The organism is Thermogemmatispora tikiterensis (assembly GCF_003268475.1).
Classification (GTDB): domain Bacteria; phylum Chloroflexota; class Ktedonobacteria; order Ktedonobacterales; family Ktedonobacteraceae; genus Thermogemmatispora; species Thermogemmatispora tikiterensis.
Map to the genome: position 1 here is coordinate 3,030,835 of NZ_MCIF01000002.1, position 16,335 is coordinate 3,047,169.

Below are 16,335 nucleotides of genomic sequence, written 5' to 3' on the forward strand. Positions count from 1 at the left end.
CGTGGCACCAAGCGACAGCTCTTTACCAAAGGCCCTGGCAGATTCAGGAACGGATCTGTCAGCAAGAGCGAAAAGGAGTTAGTATGGCCCGTGTAAGCTTTGTACACGTTTACAAGCGGTTTGACAAGGTTGATGTGGTACGCGACATCAACCTTGAGGTGAAGGACCGGGAATTCCTGGTTCTCGTCGGCCCATCGGGGTGCGGCAAAAGTACCTGCCTGCGCATGATCGCTGGGCTAGAGGAGCCAACCGCTGGAGAGATCTACATCGGCGACACGCTGGTGAATGGGGTGGAGCCGAAAGAGCGGAATGTGGCGATGGTTTTCCAGAACTACGCCCTCTACCCTCACATGAATGTCTTTGATAACATGGCCTTCAGCCTCAAGCTCCGTGGTGTCCCCCGCCAGGAGATTAAGAAGCGCGTACAGGAAGCTGCTGAGATCCTCGAAATCGCTCATCTCCTCAATCGCAAGCCCAAGGAACTCTCCGGTGGCCAGCGACAGCGTGTGGCGCTCGGGCGCGCCATTGTGCGTGATGCGCAGGTCTTCCTGATGGATGAGCCTCTGTCAAACCTGGACGCGAAGTTACGTGTGCAGATGCGGGCAGAGATCATTAAGCTGCACCGACGTGTGCAGACGACTTTTGTCTATGTGACTCACGACCAGGTGGAGGCGATGACGATGGGGGATCGCATCGTGGTCTTGCATCAGGGAGAGATTCAGCAGATGGGGCCTCCACAGGAGCTGTATGACCACCCTGCCAATATGTTTGTGGCTGGCTTTATCGGCTCTCCAGCAATGAATTTCTTCCCCGGCGCCCAGGTGGTAGAGGATGAGGGTGGCGTGAGCATTATGCTGGATGGTTTCGGGCGGGTGCAGGTGCCGGCCTGCTATGTGGAGAAGGCACGGGCGGCCAAGGGGCGCCAGGTAATCTTTGGCATTCGCCCCGAGCATTTGCGCGATGCTACCCTGCTGCCGGCGGGCGCTGATACGGCTTCGATGATTATGGCCCCGGTCGATGTCGTAGAGCATTTGGGGAGCGAGGTACAGGTCCATATGTCGGCCAATGGCACGACTGTGGTGGCCCGCCTCGATCCGCGCTCGCATCCGGTGGTCGGTGAGCCACTGAGGCTGCAGGTCGATGCCGAGCAGATCCACCTCTTCGATGCAGAGACGGAGAAGGCTTACTTCTAGCACTCGGACACTAATCCGTCTGGATTGACGTGACGATCCGCCTCCATTTCCCCTTGTCAGGCGGGTAAGAGGGTTGATCACTCAGACCAGGCTGGCCGGCAGGTTCACTGCTGGCGCCAGCCTGGCTTTTTTTTTCGGGCCGCGGGCCGCGCTGTCTCCCTCTCTCTGCGTTTGAGGGTACGCAGCCAGGGTGCTAAGTAGAAGAGGGCGCGGGCCTCCACACCCCCGGAAAGACCCGCGCCTCTCCCCATCACTCGCTCAGCTCACTCGCCTCAAGCCAGGCTAGGCGACCGCTGGCAGGAAGTCAGAGGGGACGCCGATGACCTTGAGCTTCTTGCGCAGCGAGCTCATGCCAAATCTGAGCAGCTCGTCGGGGTCTTCGCCAAAGCTGCTCAACAAGGCTCGCTGGAAGTCCGAGAGATAGAGGATGTCATGAATCTGCGGCATCCATTTCTGGATGGTGTCGCGAATGACCCCGGCATAACGGGCATCTTCCTGCACCATGTCACGCAGGAAGCGCACACCGAAAAGGACGTGGCGCGACTCGTCGCGGGCAATGGCGTTGAAGCCCTGCTGGAAACCTGGATACCAGCCCATACGCTTGTTACGGTTGAGCATGCTGCGCTGCCCGGCCAGGGCCAGGGTGCCCTCGGTGATGATGTGGTAGAGGGTGACGCCTTCAACGAGGTGCTCCAGCTTCTCGGGCTGGGCTTGAATGCGCTGGCCGATCTCGACCAGGCCCTCCATCAGGATCTGCCGCTCGCTTTCACGCAGCAAGGGACGAATCTGGACAAGCAGGGCCTCGATGTCTTCGCCCTCAAAGCCTAATGCTTCGCGGAAGAACCGGTCAAAGAAGATGGAGTGACGCGCTTCGTCGACGAGCTGGGTGGTGAGAAAAATGCGCTGTTCTTCTTTGGGGGCAGCGGCACAGTAGGGGATGAGGGTATGGGTGACGCTGACTTCACCCTGGAAGAAGACGACGAAGCCGCTGATGTGCACCGGACGGGCTGCCTCTTCGATCTGGCTCCATTGCTGGCGGTCAGCGCTGAAGTCGATGTCCTGCGTGCTCCATTGCTGCTTCTCCCAGCGCTGGTACAGCTCGCGATAGGTCGGGAGGTTGACGAGTTTATCGTCAATCTCACCAACGATGATGGCATCTCCTCCCAGTTGACCAAGCTCTCGCAGTGAGGCCTTGCTGACGTCGATCGCCATGATGGACTCGGCTCCTTTCCTTTCCTTGCGGCTAGGCCCCCGCTTCTGCGCGGAGGCAATCCTGCATTCCGCTGTCCTGGTGCGCTGCCTGGCAGCACTGTACGACTCCACCCGGCAGCAGGCAGCCGGAACGGGTGCCGGCTGGTCAGCGCTCCTTCGGTTACCAACCCACCGACACCCGCTGCTGTCGCCCCGGGACCGGGACCGGCCACGCCACGGGCGAGTAGAGGCTCTGGCCCGCGAGGTTTCGGTCGCTACAGTGGGCCGGGGCCGCCGTGGGCGGCGCCGCCCACGGTCCGGCCTCGGCTTCGGTTGGCACGAGCCTGGCCCGATCGATGCGATAGCGATGGTGTTGACTGCTCGCTCACTATGGAGCAAGCTTAGTTGCGCAGGGGCTTGCCGGTCATAAGGATGGCCTGCATGCGCTCCTGCGTCTTCTCCATGCCGCAGAGGCTTAAGAACGCCTCGCGCTCCAGATCAAGCACTTGCTGCTCGGTCAGCGGCGTCAGCGGCGAGGTGTTGCCGCCGGTGACGATGCGCGCCAGATGGCGCCCGATGACCGCATCGTGCTCGGTGATTTTGCCCGTGAGCAGCATGTTCTCGATCTGCTGCTCCAGGACCAGGCGCCCGCCCGGCCCGGGCAGCAGGAGCATGGCCGGCTGCGGCGGCTGCCAGCGCCCTGCTTCGCGCGCTTCGGCCAGACGCAAGGCATCGGCCTTGGCGTCGCGCAGCAGGAGATCGCGATTGGTGGTGATGCTGTCGCTCCGACGCAGGAACCGGTATTCCTGTGCTTCGACAGCGCTGGTGGCGACGGTGGCCATCGCCACCAGTTCAAAGACGCGCCGCGGGGCGGCAAATGGTCCTCCGGCGCTACGCGACTGCTGGTCTTCGAGACGGGCCCCGTGGCGCAGGAGGAGTTCCTTGACGCCACCACCGCCCGGCACGAGACCGGCCCCGACTTCGACGAGGCCAATGTAGGTCTCGGCATGCGCGCGGACGTGGCTGCTATGCATGACGATTTCACAGCCACCTCCCAGGGTGCGCCCGGTAGGGGCTACCACGACTGGGATGGGGCTGTACTTGAGGAGCATGTTGACCTGCTGGAAGGAGTTGACGGCCTGCTCCAGCATCTCCCACTGGCCGTTACGCGCGCCGACGAGCATCAGGAAGAGGTTGGCACCCGCCGAGAAGTCCGGGGCGTCGTTGGCGATGACAATGGCCCGGAATTGCTTCTGCCCCTCTTCGACGGCGTAGTGCAGCATCTCGATGATGTCCTGGTCGATGGCGTTCATCTTGGTGTGGAATTCGACGCAGACAACGCCATCGCCCAGGTCGATCAGCGAGGCCGAGCCGTTCTCACGGATGACCTGGTTCCGGGCCTTGGCCACGCTGAGGGAGAGGCTGCCGCGCAACTGCGGGACAGGCTGGTAGCTGCCGCTGTGGAAGTCGAAGTAGCGCCGCTGCCCAATGGGGCCGCTATAGAAGCGCCCTTCTCCCTGAGTGATGACCCGGCGCACTAACTCGGGTAGACGAGCGCCGTGCTTTTCAGCGAGCGCGCTGAGCGTGGCCGGCGCCTGCTCTTCGCTGACATCTTTAAAGGAAGGATGGGAGCGCAGGACGCGATAGAGCGTTTCGGGATGCTCCAGGAGAATATCCCAGCCTTCAAAGCTGCCCAGATCGAAGTTGAAGCCCCAGCGCATGGCCTGGTCAACGGCGACGATGCTGTCGGCAATCTCCGGCGCCAGTCGCGCGGCGTAGATCAGTGAGTCGGCCAGGGTCTCGCGCGCCAGTTGGGCGGCGCGATCGTTGCCATTGAGGACGGTCAGCATGCGCTGGATGGGATCGTCGAGGCTGCGAGCAGCCCCTATGGATTCGAAGCGCGGCTTCTGTTGCGGCTGATACTCCAGGGTCTGCAGGTTGAGTTCGAGAATAGTGGATTCGCCGCCGGGGTTCTTGATGCGCTTGTAGAAGCCCTGGCCACTCTTCTCTCCCAGCCAGCCGCGCCGTACCAGCTCGCGCACAACCTCGGGCACGCGGAAGACTTCGCGCTCGGGATCGTCGGGAGCATTCTCGTAGATGTTGTCGGCGACGTGCACCAGGGTGTCGAGGCCGGAGAGGTCGGCGGTGCGGAAGACCGCCGATTTGGGACGGCCCATGCTGGGGCCGAGAATGGCATCGACCTCGCTGACGGTGTAGCCCTCTTCGAGGGCGCGCCGGATGGTCGACAGGAAGCCGTAGACGCCGATGCGGTTGGCAATGAAGTTGGGCGTGTCTTTGGCCAGGACGACACCCTTGCCCAGCACCTCGGTGGCGAAGTCCTGCATGAAGCTGACCAGGGCCGGGTCGGTCTGCTGGTCGGGAACGATCTCCAGCAGGCGCATGTAGCGCACCGGGTTGAAGAAGTGGGTGATGAGGAAGTGGCGGCGGAAGCGCTCGCTGCGTCCGGCGGTCAGCAGGTGGGCCGGCAGACCAGAGGTGTTGGAGCTGACAATGGTGTTCTCCCCCAGCAGCGGCTCCAGTCTGTCGTAGAGCTGCTGCTTGACGTCGAGACGCTCAAAGACAGCTTCGACGACCCAGTCGGCCTGCGCAGCTTCTGGCAGGTTGTCTTCGATATTGCCAACGGTGATGAGTCTGGCCTGCTCTTTGCTGTAGAAGGCAGCGGGACGGGCTTTGAGGGCACGCTCCAGGCCGGTGCGCGCGACGCGGTTGCGGTCCGCCCCCGCATCGGGCGGCACGATATCGAGCAGGAGGCTGGGAATGCCGACGTTGGCAAGATGGGCGGCAATGGCGGCCCCCATGACGCCGGCCCCGATGACCGCTGCTTTGCGAATCTGGTACCCCATGACTACGACAACCTCTCGATGATGGTCGCTACGCCCTGGCCGCCACCAACACAGAGGGTGGCCAGACCCAGGGTCTTATCGGCGGTCTGCAGGTCGTTGATGAGCGTGGCGACGATGCGGGCGCCGCTACAGCCCAAAGGATGGCCCAGGGCAATGGCGCCTCCGTGCGGGTTGAGCTTCTCTTCGTCGATGCCCAGTTCCTGGATGACGGCCAGATTCTGGACGGCAAAGGCTTCGTTGAGTTCAATGATGTCGATGTCGCTGAGCTGCATGCGCGCGCGCTGCAGCACTTTCTTGACCGCTGGAACCGGTCCAATGCCCATGATGTCGGGCCGCACACCGGCGACGGCCATGGCGACGACGCGCGCCAGTGGCTGGATGCCGAGTTCACGCGCTTTGTCGGCGGACATGAGGACGACGGCAGCGGCTCCATCGTTGAGGGGACTGGAGTTACCAGCGGTGACGGTGCCGTCCTTGATGAAGGCCGGTTCCAGAGCGGCGAGCTTCTCCATCGAGGTGTCGCGCCGCGGCCCTTCGTCGGTCTCCATGACGCGCCCATCGGGTAGCTTGACCGGGACGATTTCGCGCTTGAAGAAGCCGCTGTCAATGGCAGCCACGGCCCGCTGATGGCTGCGCAGGGCGAAGGCGTCCTGGGCCTGGCGGCTGATGTTGTATTTGCGCGCCAGGTTCTCGGCGGTCATGCCCATCGGGATGTAGCTGTAGAAGCCGTATTCTTGCTCGGTGGGCGGATAGGGCCAGTCGTATTTCTCGCCTTCGGCAGGCTTGATGAGGCGCGGGTTGAAGCTGGGGTTGAAGCCCCCCATCGGGACGCGCGACATGCTCTCGACGCCGGCAGCGACAATGGCCTCGCCCTGGCCCAGCATGATGCTCTGGGCAGCCATGTTGACAGCCTGTAGGCTGGAGGCACAGAAGCGGTTGACGGTGACGCCTCCACAGGTCTCGGGCAGGCCCGCCAGCGGGGCCACGATGCGCGCCATGTTCATGCCCTGCTCGCCTTCGGGAAAGGCACAGCCAAGGATGACATCTTCGATCAGCGCAGGATCTAGCTGCGGTACGCGATCAAGGGCGCCACGAATGGCAAAGGCGGCCAGGTCGTCGGGGCGAACGTCCTTGAGGGCGCCTTTGTTGGCGCGCCCGATCGGTGTGCGTACGGCACTGACAATGACAGCATCTATCATGGGGGATCTGCTCCTCGTATCGGCTTGTTGTGACAACTAGGCATCTGCCCGGGCGGCATTCGTTGGACCGCCCGCTGGCAGCACAAGATTGTCTGAGATGTACTTGATACGTCGCTGACATGTACTGAAGAGACAGACATTGAACACGGGCCGCGAACAGTCTGCGAGAGAGCGAGGCGGCCCGTCCTCGTCCGCTGGTAGTCAGACAAGACAGTGTTTTAGTCAGGGGGCCGGCTGTCCGCCCTGTTCAGCGGCGATCTGCGTCTGGGCTGGCAGGCTCCGGCGCCTGGCGAATGATGCCCTGGGCGCTCCCACGCAGAACCTCCTTGCCGTGCTGGTTGCGGCAGACAGAGACCAGTTCTAGAGAGAGGTAGCCGTCTCCGGGTTCCAGACGGCTGACAGTCATCTCGCAGCGAATACGGTCGCCGGCGAAGACTGGGCGCAGAAATTCCATCTGCATGCTGCGCGCGATAAAGTTGAGGTCACCGCCCAGCTTCGTGGGGATGCTGGCGGTGAGCAGGCCCTGAACCATCAGCCGGCCCTGAGCGTCAGGCTGCATGTGATGGTGGCCCTTGTCGCCCGAAAGTTCGGCAAAGAGGCGGATGTCCTCCGTGCTAAAGGTGCGCTCGTAGCTCAGGACATCGCCAACCTGTAAGGGTCGCTGACTCTTGTTCTCCATAGACTCCTTGCTCCTGGCTGCTGGCACTCCCTTCTCTCTTCCTGCCGCTCAGGGCAGGAAGGCTGGCCAGCGCGCTGCCAGAGAAGGCCATCCCTCAGCGGAGAGGCGGTGACCAGCCGGCGACGGCGGCGGAAAGAGGAGCTGGCTGGCCTTGCAGCCCTCGCCCGCAGTCCACCAGCCGCCGTCGGCCTTTGGCACTCGGTCACGCTATCCACACAGGATAGCTATGGGGGCAGGAGAGAGAATCTGTCTGTCTGTCTGTCTGCCTGCCTGCCTGCCTGCCCGTCCGTCCGTCCGTCCGCTTGCTGCCTTGCCCCAGGCTGGCTTTGACCAGCGTCGAGCTGGACTAGAAGTGCGGCAGCGGGTAGCCTTTCCTGGCCACAACCTCGGCGGCGATGTCGCGCTGCAGGGCTACGCCGTTGATCAGGTAGTCGCCGACGTAGGCGCGCACGCGCGCCAGCTCCTCGCTGACCGTCTCCGGCTCAAAGTAGGTCATGATCATCTGGTCCAGATTGAGGCGGATGCGCGAATGGGCCAGCCAGGTCGCCAGTTGCGCCAGCTTGCTGTGCAGGGCACTGTTCTCGTCACCGCGGCGGATGGCCTGGATGGCGCGCGCCAGGGCGCTATCACTGGCGTAGATGTCGATCAGCAGGTTGGCCAGGTACTCGATGAACTCCTCTTCGTTCTCGAGGGCCTGCATGTAGCGCATGGCGACGCGCATGCCGGCGTAGATAGCCACATCCTTGGCACGCTCGACAGCGTGGACGGCAGCCCGCAGCTCGGCTGGCACCTCGTCGCCCGGGGCCGGCAGGGCCTCGCCCGACTTGATGCGGGCCTCGATGGCCGGGTAGCGGTTCATCAGATCGATCTTGCCACCCAGGACGCGGCGGAAGAGGGTGCCGGCGGCCACCAGGCGGTTGATCTCGTTGGTGCCCTCAAAGATGCGCTGGATGCGGGCGTCGCGATAGGCTTTCTCGATCGGGTACTCCTGCATGTAACCGTAGCCGCCGAAGATCTGGACGCCCTCGTCGACGACGTAGGCCAGGACTTCGCTGCCGTGCACCTTGGCAATGGAGTCCTCGATGGCAAATTCTTCGATGGCCTTGAAGACCTGCTCGGTGTTCTCTCCGGCCCCCCGACGGGCGTTCTCGATGTTGGCGGCAGTGCGGAAGACCTCGCTTTCGGCAGCGTAGGTCTCGGCGGCCATGCGCGCCAGCTTCTTTTGAATCATACCGAATTCGTGCAGGTATTTGCCGAAGGCTTTGCGCTCGGTGGTGTAGGCGGCAGCCAGGTCGAGGGCTGTGCGTGCGCCACCGACGGCGCCGGCGCCGAGCTTGAGACGCCCGATGTTGAGGATATTGAAGGCGATCTTGTAGCCTTTGTGCAGCTCGCCCAGCAGGTTTTCGACAGGCACCGGCGTGTTTTCAAAGTAGACCTGGCGCGTCGAGGAGCCTTTGATGCCCATCTTGCGCTCTTCGGCGCCGGTGGAGATACCCGGCCAGCTTGTCTCGACGATGAAGGCCGAGGGCCGCTGACCATCGACGCGCGCGAAGACAACCATGAGGTCGGCAAAGCCGGCGTTGGAGATCCACTGCTTGGTGCCGTTGAGCAGGTAGTATTTGCCGTCCTCGGAGAGACGCGCCGTCGTGCTGAGGTTCATGGCATCAGAGCCAACGCCTGGCTCGGTCAGGGCGTAGGCCGAGATCCATTCACCGGTGGCCAGCTTCGGCAGGTATTTGCGCTTCTGCTCTTCCGTGCCATAGAAGACGATCGGCAGGGTGCCGATGGTGGTATGGGCGCCGAAGGCCACGCTGAATGAGGCTTCGTGGATGGAGGAGGCGACGATCGCGCTGGTGAGCAGACCCAGCTCAGCCCCACCATACTGCTCGGGGATGTCGATCATGAGCAGGCCCTGCTCGCCAGCTTTCTTGACCAGTGAGGGCATGACGCCCGGCTCCTGGTGCTCAATAGCCTCTAGCTTGGGCAGAACCTCGCGCATGACAAAGGTGGCCGCCGACTCGGCAATCCAGCGCTGTTCGTCGTCACTCTGCTCCAGAGTGAATATTTTGTCGGCGCTCTCGCTGACCGGAGTCAGCAGGAAGGCCGTTCCGCTCTCTGTGGGCTTCATCGTCATAGACATGCTTGGTTGTACCTCCAGTGGCTGGCACCAGGCCGGCTCTGGCCTCGCGGACGGCACGCTGCTCTAGCGCCCGCCCGCGCCGCCCAGGTCAGGCAAGGGTTCCAGCCATTTGCGTGTTGCTGTGAATCGAATCGGTTTCAGGATCAATTGTCTCAAGCACAGGGCCAGGGCCAGGGCCGCCAGCCGGACGGGCAAACGGACGAACGGCTCCACCACAGCGAGGCCGCTCTCCGCTCGGCTGCGCCGGCCCAGGCAGGCCCGGCCCGGCCTGGCAGCAGGTTAGTTGCTCTTTTGACTGGCGCTCCGCTGCTTGAGCCATTGCTCGCGCAGCTCGCGACGCAAGACTTTGCCAATGAGAGACTTGGGCAGGCTCTCGCGAAATTCGACGATCTTGGGGACCTTGTATGCTGTCAGCTCTTTGCGACAGAACGCCACGATCTCTTGCCGGGTGGCGTCGTTGGCGGCGACGCCCGGTTTGAGGACAATGAAGGCGGCTACGGTCTCACCGCGGTATTCGTCGGGCACGCCAACTACTGCCGCTTCTTGTATGGCAGGATGACGGAAAAGTACTTCTTCGACCTCGCGCGGGTAGACGTTGAAGCCGCTGGCGAGGATCATGTCTTTGGCGCGCTCGACCAGGTAAAAATAGCCTTCTTCGTCCATCTTGCCAAGGTCGCCGGTGCGCATCCAACCGTCGCGGAAGATGGCCGCGGTCTCTTCTTTGCGGTTCCAGTAGCCCTGCATGATGTTCGGCCCGCGGACAACCAGCTCGCCGATCTCGCCCGGCGGCAGGAGTTTGCCGGTCTCGGGGTCCATGATGGCGGCCTCGACTTCGGGCAGGGGAAGACCAATACTGCCTTCGCGCACGTCGCCGTTGAGCGGGTTGCAGTGGGTGACGGGCGAGGCTTCACTGAGGCCATAGCCCTCTACAAGGTGCCCTCCCGAGAGACTCTCGAAGTCGTGACGCACTTTGGCCGGCAGGGGCGCCGCCCCACTGATGCAGTAGCGGATCGATTGGAAGGCACGGCTGTCTTTGCCGGCTTCGCGCATGATGGCTATGTACATGGTCGGAATGCCCGGGAACATGGTCGGACGGTAGCGCTTGATGGCATTCACGACTTCCCTGGGCTTGAATTGCGGGAGCAGCACCATGCTGGCCGCCGCCAGGATGCCGAGGTTGAGACCCACGGTCAACCCGTAGGAGTGGAAGAAGGGGGCAACACAGAGGCCGGCCTCGCTGGCATCATGGGCGCGCGGTGTCCAGTAGCGCGTCTGATAAGCGTTGGCCAGCAGGTTGCGATGGGTGAGCATGGCCCCCTTGGAGAGACCTGTGGTCCCCCCTGTGTATTGCAGAACGGCCAGGTCCGAGCTGCGCGGCGGGTCGGGTACGGTGAAGACTTCAATCCCCGCGGCACTGCTGGGCTTGAGCAGGTCGCTCATGAGCAGCAGTTTGGGGTCGGAACGCAGCTCGTCTTTGGTCAAGGGGGGCTGTGGCTGCTTGTGCCTCTCACGACGCTGGCTCAAGGGGTAGAGCGTGCGCAGCAGGGGCAGCAGGAAGTCAGCGGGACTGGTGATGATGATGTGCTCCAGCGCGGTCTTGTCACGAATGGCGCGCACGACCGGATAGAACATGTCAAGCATGACAAGGATGCGGGCTCCAGAGTCGGCCATCTGGTGCTGCATCTCGCGCTCGGTGTAGAGCGGGTTGGTCGGAACCGCTATGGCGCCGAGCCGCAGGGTACCGTAGAAGGCGATCGGATATTGCGGGATGTTGGGCAGGGCAATGGCTACCCGGTCGCCTTTCTTGATGCCAAGCCGCTGCAGGGCAGCAGCAAAGCGGTTGGCCAGGGCGGCAAATTGCGCGTAGGAGATGCGTGTTCCGTAATAGATGAAGGCGGTCTTCTCAGGATGACGACGGACTGTCTCGTCGAGCAGCCAGGTCAGGGGCTGGTCGGGGATCTCCAGGTGAACGGGGACGCCCTCTTCGTAATGCTTGATCCAGGGCCGCTTCGCCAACAGCTCCGCCTCGGCCTGCACCGTTGCGCTCATCGAGGGTTGTTCGTTCGGCTGTGTATTCTTGCTGACCGCAGAATCAGACATGGTCTCGCTCCTCATTGTCTGGTATCCACCAGGATACGCCAACCGGGCAGCCCACGATGGCCACCCTTCCGAGCATACAGTCCCCACTTGTTACTAGTATTATATGTTGCTCTTCCGATGATGGGTACGTTGCCAGCTAACAAATTTTGCGCCATAATGTGGATGTAGCTAACAGATAAAAGCGCACAAGGATGGTTCAGCGATGAGTCGGAGCACTGAGGTCGTTGAGCGTTCAGAGTTCGCTCGCCTCTTGACGGAGCTGCGCCAGCAGCATGGCCTCTCTCAGGGCCAGCTCGCTCAGGCCAGCCGCCTTTCGCGGACGTATATCTACCACCTGGAGGTGGGCATGCGTACGAATCCGTCCCCCCATGTGGTGCGCAATATCGCTCGCGCTCTGGAGCTGCAGGGCGCGGAGTGCCAGCGCTTCTATGATGCCTATACTCGCCTGACAGGCCAGCATGTGGAGCCGGATCGCTTGAGTAGCGCGCTGCTGGAGCTGGGCGAGCTGGCCAGTTTATTGGTGCAGAGTACCTCCTATCCGGCACATTCGCTTGATCGCCTCTGGTTCCTCCATTCGTGGAATGCCGCTTCCCTTCGCCTCTTCGAGATCGATCCCCGCCTGGCTGAGCAGCATCCAAAGTTGCATCTGCTGGAGTTCGTCTTTGATCCTCAAATGCGCCGCCGCTTCCACGGCTGGGAAGATCTGGCCCACCGCCTGGTGAGCGATTTTCTGTACAATACGCATACGATGACCCATCTGCCTGAATATAAGGCTCTGTGGCGCCGCCTGCGCGAGTTGCCGGAGTTTAAGCGCATCGCCTCGGCAGCCTACCCCAGCGGGAAGCCAGCCCCGTCCTTCGTCTTTCAGGTGCAGCATAGCGAGCTGGGCCGCCTGACCTTGCGCACGGCCACAACGGTCTTTACGGGCATGAGCAGCTACTCGATGGTGAGCTATGTGCCGGGCGATCAGCAGACGTTGAAGATTTATCGCGAACAGGGCTGGTGAGCGCCAGCCTCAGCCGCGGCCAGCTCGCGGCTCCGCTGGCTCGCTCCTCTCTGGCCGCGTACGTGCAGCACCTGGGCACCGCCGGACCAGCTTCCTCCCATAGGCGCAGGCTTTCGCTCGAGCCAGCAGTGAGGGCCAGGGCCGCCCGGGCTACAGAGTCGGCCCGCTGGCTTCGTTTCTTCGCTTACGCCTCCGCTCGCTGCCGGTCGGGCTTCCCAGCCTCGCCGCCAGCCAGTAGGCCCCCAGGCCCAGGGTGAGAGCAAGCAGGGCGTTGAGGAGGAGGCCGCCCAGGAGGAGGAAGAGGACCGCAGGCAGCAGGATACCAGTTAAGAAGACAAAGATGACTACCGAGATCTGAAAGCCACTGTAGATAAAAAGGTAGAGGACAAAGAAGGGGAAGAAGAGGATGGCATCGGCCAGCAGGTACCAGTAGGTGGCGCGCAGGGCCGGTCCAAGGCCGTGGGGAGGCAACGGCTGCCCGGCTCGTGCGATCGGAGGCCAGCCGCAGGAGAAGTAGCACATGCTGGCAAACAGGCTTTGCCAGAGGCAGGCCCAGAAGGTGTAGGCGGCCAGGAAGGAGAAGATGTCGCCCCATTGGAGATGAGACATGAGGAAATCGGCCAGCGGGGTGCTGAGGGCAAACAGGATCTGGTTGACGGGCAGCAGCAGGACAATATACCAGACGACCATGAGGATGATGAGGAGGTCGCGCAGGACGGGATCGGCCTTCAACCAGAGGCCGCTCTGCCCTGGAGCATAGCCGGCTATCGTTAACGCCCGCGCCTTTCGTCCCGGCAAGGTTCGCATGCCAGGGACTGGCTCTTCGCCCCCCGGTATCGGAGGCTCTGGCTCCGATGGGGGCTCGCGCTCTTGCTCCATCGCGCAGTCGTCCTTTGAGCGGGGTAGCCGCGCGCCAGGGTGAGTCTGCAGAGCTTGGGGCGGCTCTGCCCGCGATGCTGTATTGACAAATATCTATCTATTGCAAGTATATTTGCTGAGGCTGGCCCTGTCCAGGGCCGGCTGAACCTAGGATGATGGAGACGCTGAGGCCGGTGGCTCCTGGGCCGATTCCGGCTCTGATGCAGACGCCTGCTCTGATGCTGGCTTGGCCTCCGATGCTGGCATCGGTGGCCAGCCCTGCGGCAGAGGCGCCTGCAGCGGGTACAGCGGATAGGACCCCTGCGGCGGATAGGGCGCCGGCCCTGGTGCTGGCGCTGGCGTCGGCGGCCAGCCGGCTGGCCAGGGCGCTGGCATTGGATAGGGCATCGGCATTGGATAGGACATCGGTTGCGCTTGACTGGGACGCCCAGCGAGAGCACCAAGGGCGCAGCCGCCCAGTCCGAAGATGAGAATCAGGAAGAGATCCAGGAGGAGAGCGTCAAAGTAGGAGATGAGAAAAGAGGGGGAGAGAAAGTAGCTTGCCTCCAAACCAGCCGTGAACCCACCATGAGTACTGATACCGATGAGAATAAAGAGGAACGAGAGCAGGGCATCAAGCACCATAAACCAGAGAGTGGCCAGACAGGCGGTGAGCATGATTACGCGCATCTTGTTGAGGCGACGACTCATAAATAGCCCGGCGCCAAAATAGACGCAGGCGGCCAGCAGGTCCTGGGGCAGGCTGAAGACCAGGCTAAAAAGCAGGCTGCTCACGACGCCCTGCAGCAGAGGAGATTGCTCCAGGCCCCTGGTCATCTGGGCCGTTCCCTGGCCGACGGCATCACCCACCGGCGTCACGGAACAGGCATTGACGATGACCAGGATGAAGAAGAAGATGACAGCCATGACGAGGCTCGTGCGCCAGATCTCCTGGCTACCTCGAGGCGTGTCGGCCCCCAGTGGGCTGGCAGCGGAGCCAGCGGGCTGGAAGGGCTGCCCCCCTGGCCCAGCTGCCGGTGTCTGCCCACTGCCCGCCAGCTCTGGCTGGCCAGGCTGCGCTTGCTCTGGTTTTTGCTGTGGCTCTTGCACGGATTTCCCCCTTGTTTGCATGAATAGGCAACGCTGGAGCAAGTGTTTTCTCGGTGCGCCGTGGGTTGACCGACCTGTCCCGAGAGGTGCTCTTACGGCAGGCGGAGCGGAGGCGCAGGATGCCGCTGCCAAGCCCACTTCGCCGCTCCGGCGCCTGTGGCCGTCCCTGCTCATTAATGGGCTGATTCCATTGGTGATCTCCTTTTGATCGCTTGAGCGTCAAGGTCTTTTACTGAGCTGAGAAGCCAGCGACGCAAAGGCAGCCCGACAAGCAGAACTGCCGCAGCTCTGACCAGCCCGCTATTCAGCGGCTCCACCAGTACTCGTGCCCGTCATCGTCCGCCGCCTGCATCGCTATCCTCTGCCCGGTGCATGTTTTTCTTGCCGGCGGTCGGGGTCGCTAAAGTAGAGGTTGATTCCGCGCTTGAGGGTCTCTAGCAGCGGCTGATAGCGATGCCGCGGGGGCAGATGGACCGACTGACCGTCGAGCAGGCCCTGCAGAGCTTCGAAAAACTCTAGCTCTTGATGGCCCGTGCCCGCTCCGGCCAGTCCATTGGCCAGCCGGGAACGTAGGATGTCGTGCGCGCGCTGGAGCATGAGGCGCACCTCCTGGTTCGCCTCGGGGTGGATCGTACAGACATCGACCACCGCTTCGCTGAGAAAGGCCAGCATCTCTAGCGCCAGAGCGCCCTTGCTCATGGCGCGCATGGCCTGCGTCGGCGGTCTCTCCAGGGCCGCGGCGATCACTTCGGCGGCGCGCGGCGCCAGCTCCTCTGGCTCTATGAGAATGCCTTCTTCGGCCAGATGCTCACAGAGCAGCCCAATCGCCCCCTCTACTTCCCGACGCTGGTCAGCCGGTACCTGACAGCTGCTGAGAAGATCGAGCATGCGCAGGAAGCAGGCCAGGGCCACGCGCGTCTGATGGAAAAAGGCGAAGAAAATCCCCAGGTTGCTCAGGACAACGGCCTCTCGCTCGCGGTCCTGGCTGAGGCGCGCCAGGTCGAGAGCCTCTCGATAGCAACGCAGGGCTTCTTTGGCTTGCAGACAGGTCTGGTAGAGCTGGCCCAGACCCCCCAGCGTGAGGGCTAAGAGGGAGTTGTCGTTTTCACGACGCAGGAGAAGCAGGGCCTCCTGGTAGAGAGCATGGGCATGCTGAATCTGCCCGAGCGAGAAATAGAGCGAGGCCAGTTTGCTCAGGGTGGCCCCTCTGCCGCGCCGATCATCGATCTCGCGCTGGATGAGGAGCGCCTCCTGAAAACAGCGCAGGGCACGCTGAACTTGGCCATGCTCTTGATAGAAGGTGCCCAGGTTATTGAGCGTGGTACCCTGGCCGCTGCGATTGTCGACTTCACGATGGATGGCCAGGGCCTCCCGATAGCAGATGAGCGCCTCCTGATCACGATGCATCTCCTGATAGAGGGTCGCAAGGCGCCCCAGGGTGGTGCCTTCGCCCGGCAGAAAGCCGGCTTCGCGCTGAATGTTCAGCGCCTGACGATAGACCATAAGCGCCTGCTCTCGCTCACCCCGCCGCTGGTAGAGAGTGCCCAGGCTAGAGAGGGCACTGGCTTCTTTGAGACGCATGCCATACTCGCGGCTGCGGACAAGCGCTTGCTGGTAGTAGTCGCACGCCTGGTCAAGACAATCCTGGCGTTGGAACAGGAGGCCGAGTCGGAAGAGGCTAACCATCTCACCATCCCGATCCCCTTCGATACGCTGCTTCTCTAGTTGCTTCTGATAATAGGCAATCTCTTCACCAGGGGTCATCGGCCCCTGCTCTTCTTTCTCATTTTCTAGAGCCATTTTCTAGCCTCTCTTTTGATTAAGGAGCTAAGGTCTTCAGACCCGACCTCCTTCGCCCGCTTTCCAGCCGATTCACTCCAGAACTGCTCTCGCTATCGGAATGGCTACCACCGCGCCTCTCCACTGGCAGACAGGTACCTCACCCGGTTGAAGACATACCACGCTCTCCCCTTTCTTTGCTTCCAGCAATCTACG

At 62.4% G+C, this 16,335-nt stretch carries 11 protein-coding genes; 2 read left to right on the forward strand and 9 right to left on the reverse strand.

Translation table 11 applies throughout. The annotated features are described in order from the left end of the window. The first annotated feature begins 83 nt into the window (after positions 1 to 83). Entirely contained in the window at positions 84 to 1,193 is a 1,110-nt protein-coding gene (locus A4R35_RS12195; protein ID WP_112429726.1) for an ABC transporter ATP-binding protein, read from the forward strand. Between the two features lie 282 nt (positions 1,194 to 1,475). Here A4R35_RS12195 and A4R35_RS12200 read toward each other — a convergent pair whose 3' ends face one another. From A4R35_RS12200 to A4R35_RS12225, 6 genes are all read right to left on the reverse strand, one after another. Continuing rightward, positions 1,476 to 2,405: a ribonucleotide-diphosphate reductase subunit beta gene (locus A4R35_RS12200; RefSeq protein WP_112429728.1), complete on the reverse strand. Its 930-nt coding sequence runs from the start codon at positions 2,403 to 2,405 to the stop codon at positions 1,476 to 1,478. A 380-nt stretch (positions 2,406 to 2,785) separates the two neighbouring features. After that, positions 2,786 to 5,248, reverse strand: a complete 2,463-nt coding sequence (locus A4R35_RS12205; protein WP_112429730.1) for a 3-hydroxyacyl-CoA dehydrogenase/enoyl-CoA hydratase family protein — start codon at positions 5,246 to 5,248, stop codon at positions 2,786 to 2,788. A gap of 2 nt (positions 5,249 to 5,250) precedes the next feature. Next, complete coding sequence (locus A4R35_RS12210; protein WP_112429731.1) at positions 5,251 to 6,447, reverse strand: thiolase family protein; 1,197 nt, start codon at positions 6,445 to 6,447, stop codon at positions 5,251 to 5,253. A gap of 247 nt (positions 6,448 to 6,694) precedes the next feature. Further along, the gene (locus A4R35_RS12215; protein WP_112429733.1) at positions 6,695 to 7,126 is read right to left on the reverse strand and encodes a MaoC family dehydratase; all 432 of its coding nucleotides are present in this window, start codon (positions 7,124 to 7,126) and stop codon (positions 6,695 to 6,697) included. Positions 7,127 to 7,472: 346 nt separating this feature from the next. Next, positions 7,473 to 9,266 (reverse strand): acyl-CoA dehydrogenase family protein, encoded by a 1,794-nt coding sequence (locus A4R35_RS12220; protein ID WP_223258309.1) that lies wholly within the window; start codon positions 9,264 to 9,266, stop codon positions 7,473 to 7,475. Positions 9,267 to 9,545: 279 nt separating this feature from the next. Next, a complete protein-coding gene (locus A4R35_RS12225; protein ID WP_112429737.1) occupies positions 9,546 to 11,366 on the reverse strand; it encodes a long-chain-fatty-acid--CoA ligase in 1,821 nt (606 codons plus the stop codon). Positions 11,367 to 11,568: 202 nt separating this feature from the next. On the opposite strand from A4R35_RS12225, the gene A4R35_RS12230 reads away from it, so the two are divergent. Continuing rightward, positions 11,569 to 12,372, forward strand: a complete 804-nt coding sequence (locus tag A4R35_RS12230) for an MmyB family transcriptional regulator (protein ID WP_112429739.1) — start codon at positions 11,569 to 11,571, stop codon at positions 12,370 to 12,372. Between the two features lie 150 nt (positions 12,373 to 12,522). On the opposite strand, the gene A4R35_RS12235 is transcribed toward A4R35_RS12230, so the two are convergent. The 3 genes from A4R35_RS12235 to A4R35_RS12245 all read right to left on the reverse strand — a co-directional run bounded on the left by A4R35_RS12235 (position 12,523) and on the right by A4R35_RS12245 (position 16,140). Beyond that, positions 12,523 to 13,179, reverse strand: coding sequence for a hypothetical protein (locus tag A4R35_RS12235; RefSeq protein ID WP_146747201.1), 657 nt, complete (start codon positions 13,177 to 13,179; stop codon positions 12,523 to 12,525). A gap of 219 nt (positions 13,180 to 13,398) precedes the next feature. Then, positions 13,399 to 14,340: a hypothetical protein gene (locus tag A4R35_RS12240; protein WP_112429743.1), complete on the reverse strand. Its 942-nt coding sequence runs from the start codon at positions 14,338 to 14,340 to the stop codon at positions 13,399 to 13,401. Positions 14,341 to 14,694: 354 nt separating this feature from the next. Further along, on the reverse strand, positions 14,695 to 16,140 hold the full coding sequence (locus A4R35_RS12245; RefSeq protein ID WP_112429745.1) for a tetratricopeptide repeat protein: 1,446 nt from the start codon (positions 16,138 to 16,140) through the stop codon (positions 14,695 to 14,697). Positions 16,141 to 16,335 lie beyond the last annotated feature (195 nt).

Bases quoted from the DNA above. Each gene is read 5' to 3' on its own strand.
- A4R35_RS12195 (WP_112429726.1), top strand. From the start codon at position 84: ATGGCCCGTGTAAGCTTTGTACACGTTTACAAGCGGTTTGACAAGGTT.
- A4R35_RS12200 (WP_112429728.1), bottom strand. From the start codon at position 2,405: ATGGCGATCGACGTCAGCAAGGCCTCACTGCGAGAGCTTGGTCAACTG.
- A4R35_RS12205 (WP_112429730.1), bottom strand. From the start codon at position 5,248: ATGGGGTACCAGATTCGCAAAGCAGCGGTCATCGGGGCCGGCGTCATG.
- A4R35_RS12210 (WP_112429731.1), bottom strand. From the start codon at position 6,447: ATGATAGATGCTGTCATTGTCAGTGCCGTACGCACACCGATCGGGCGC.
- A4R35_RS12215 (WP_112429733.1), bottom strand. From the start codon at position 7,126: ATGGAGAACAAGAGTCAGCGACCCTTACAGGTTGGCGATGTCCTGAGC.
- A4R35_RS12220 (WP_223258309.1), bottom strand. From the start codon at position 9,266: ATGTCTATGACGATGAAGCCCACAGAGAGCGGAACGGCCTTCCTGCTG.
- A4R35_RS12225 (WP_112429737.1), bottom strand. From the start codon at position 11,366: ATGTCTGATTCTGCGGTCAGCAAGAATACACAGCCGAACGAACAACCC.
- A4R35_RS12230 (WP_112429739.1), top strand. From the start codon at position 11,569: ATGAGTCGGAGCACTGAGGTCGTTGAGCGTTCAGAGTTCGCTCGCCTC.
- A4R35_RS12235 (WP_146747201.1), bottom strand. From the start codon at position 13,179: ATGCGAACCTTGCCGGGACGAAAGGCGCGGGCGTTAACGATAGCCGGC.
- A4R35_RS12245 (WP_112429745.1), bottom strand. From the start codon at position 16,140: ATGGCTCTAGAAAATGAGAAAGAAGAGCAGGGGCCGATGACCCCTGGT.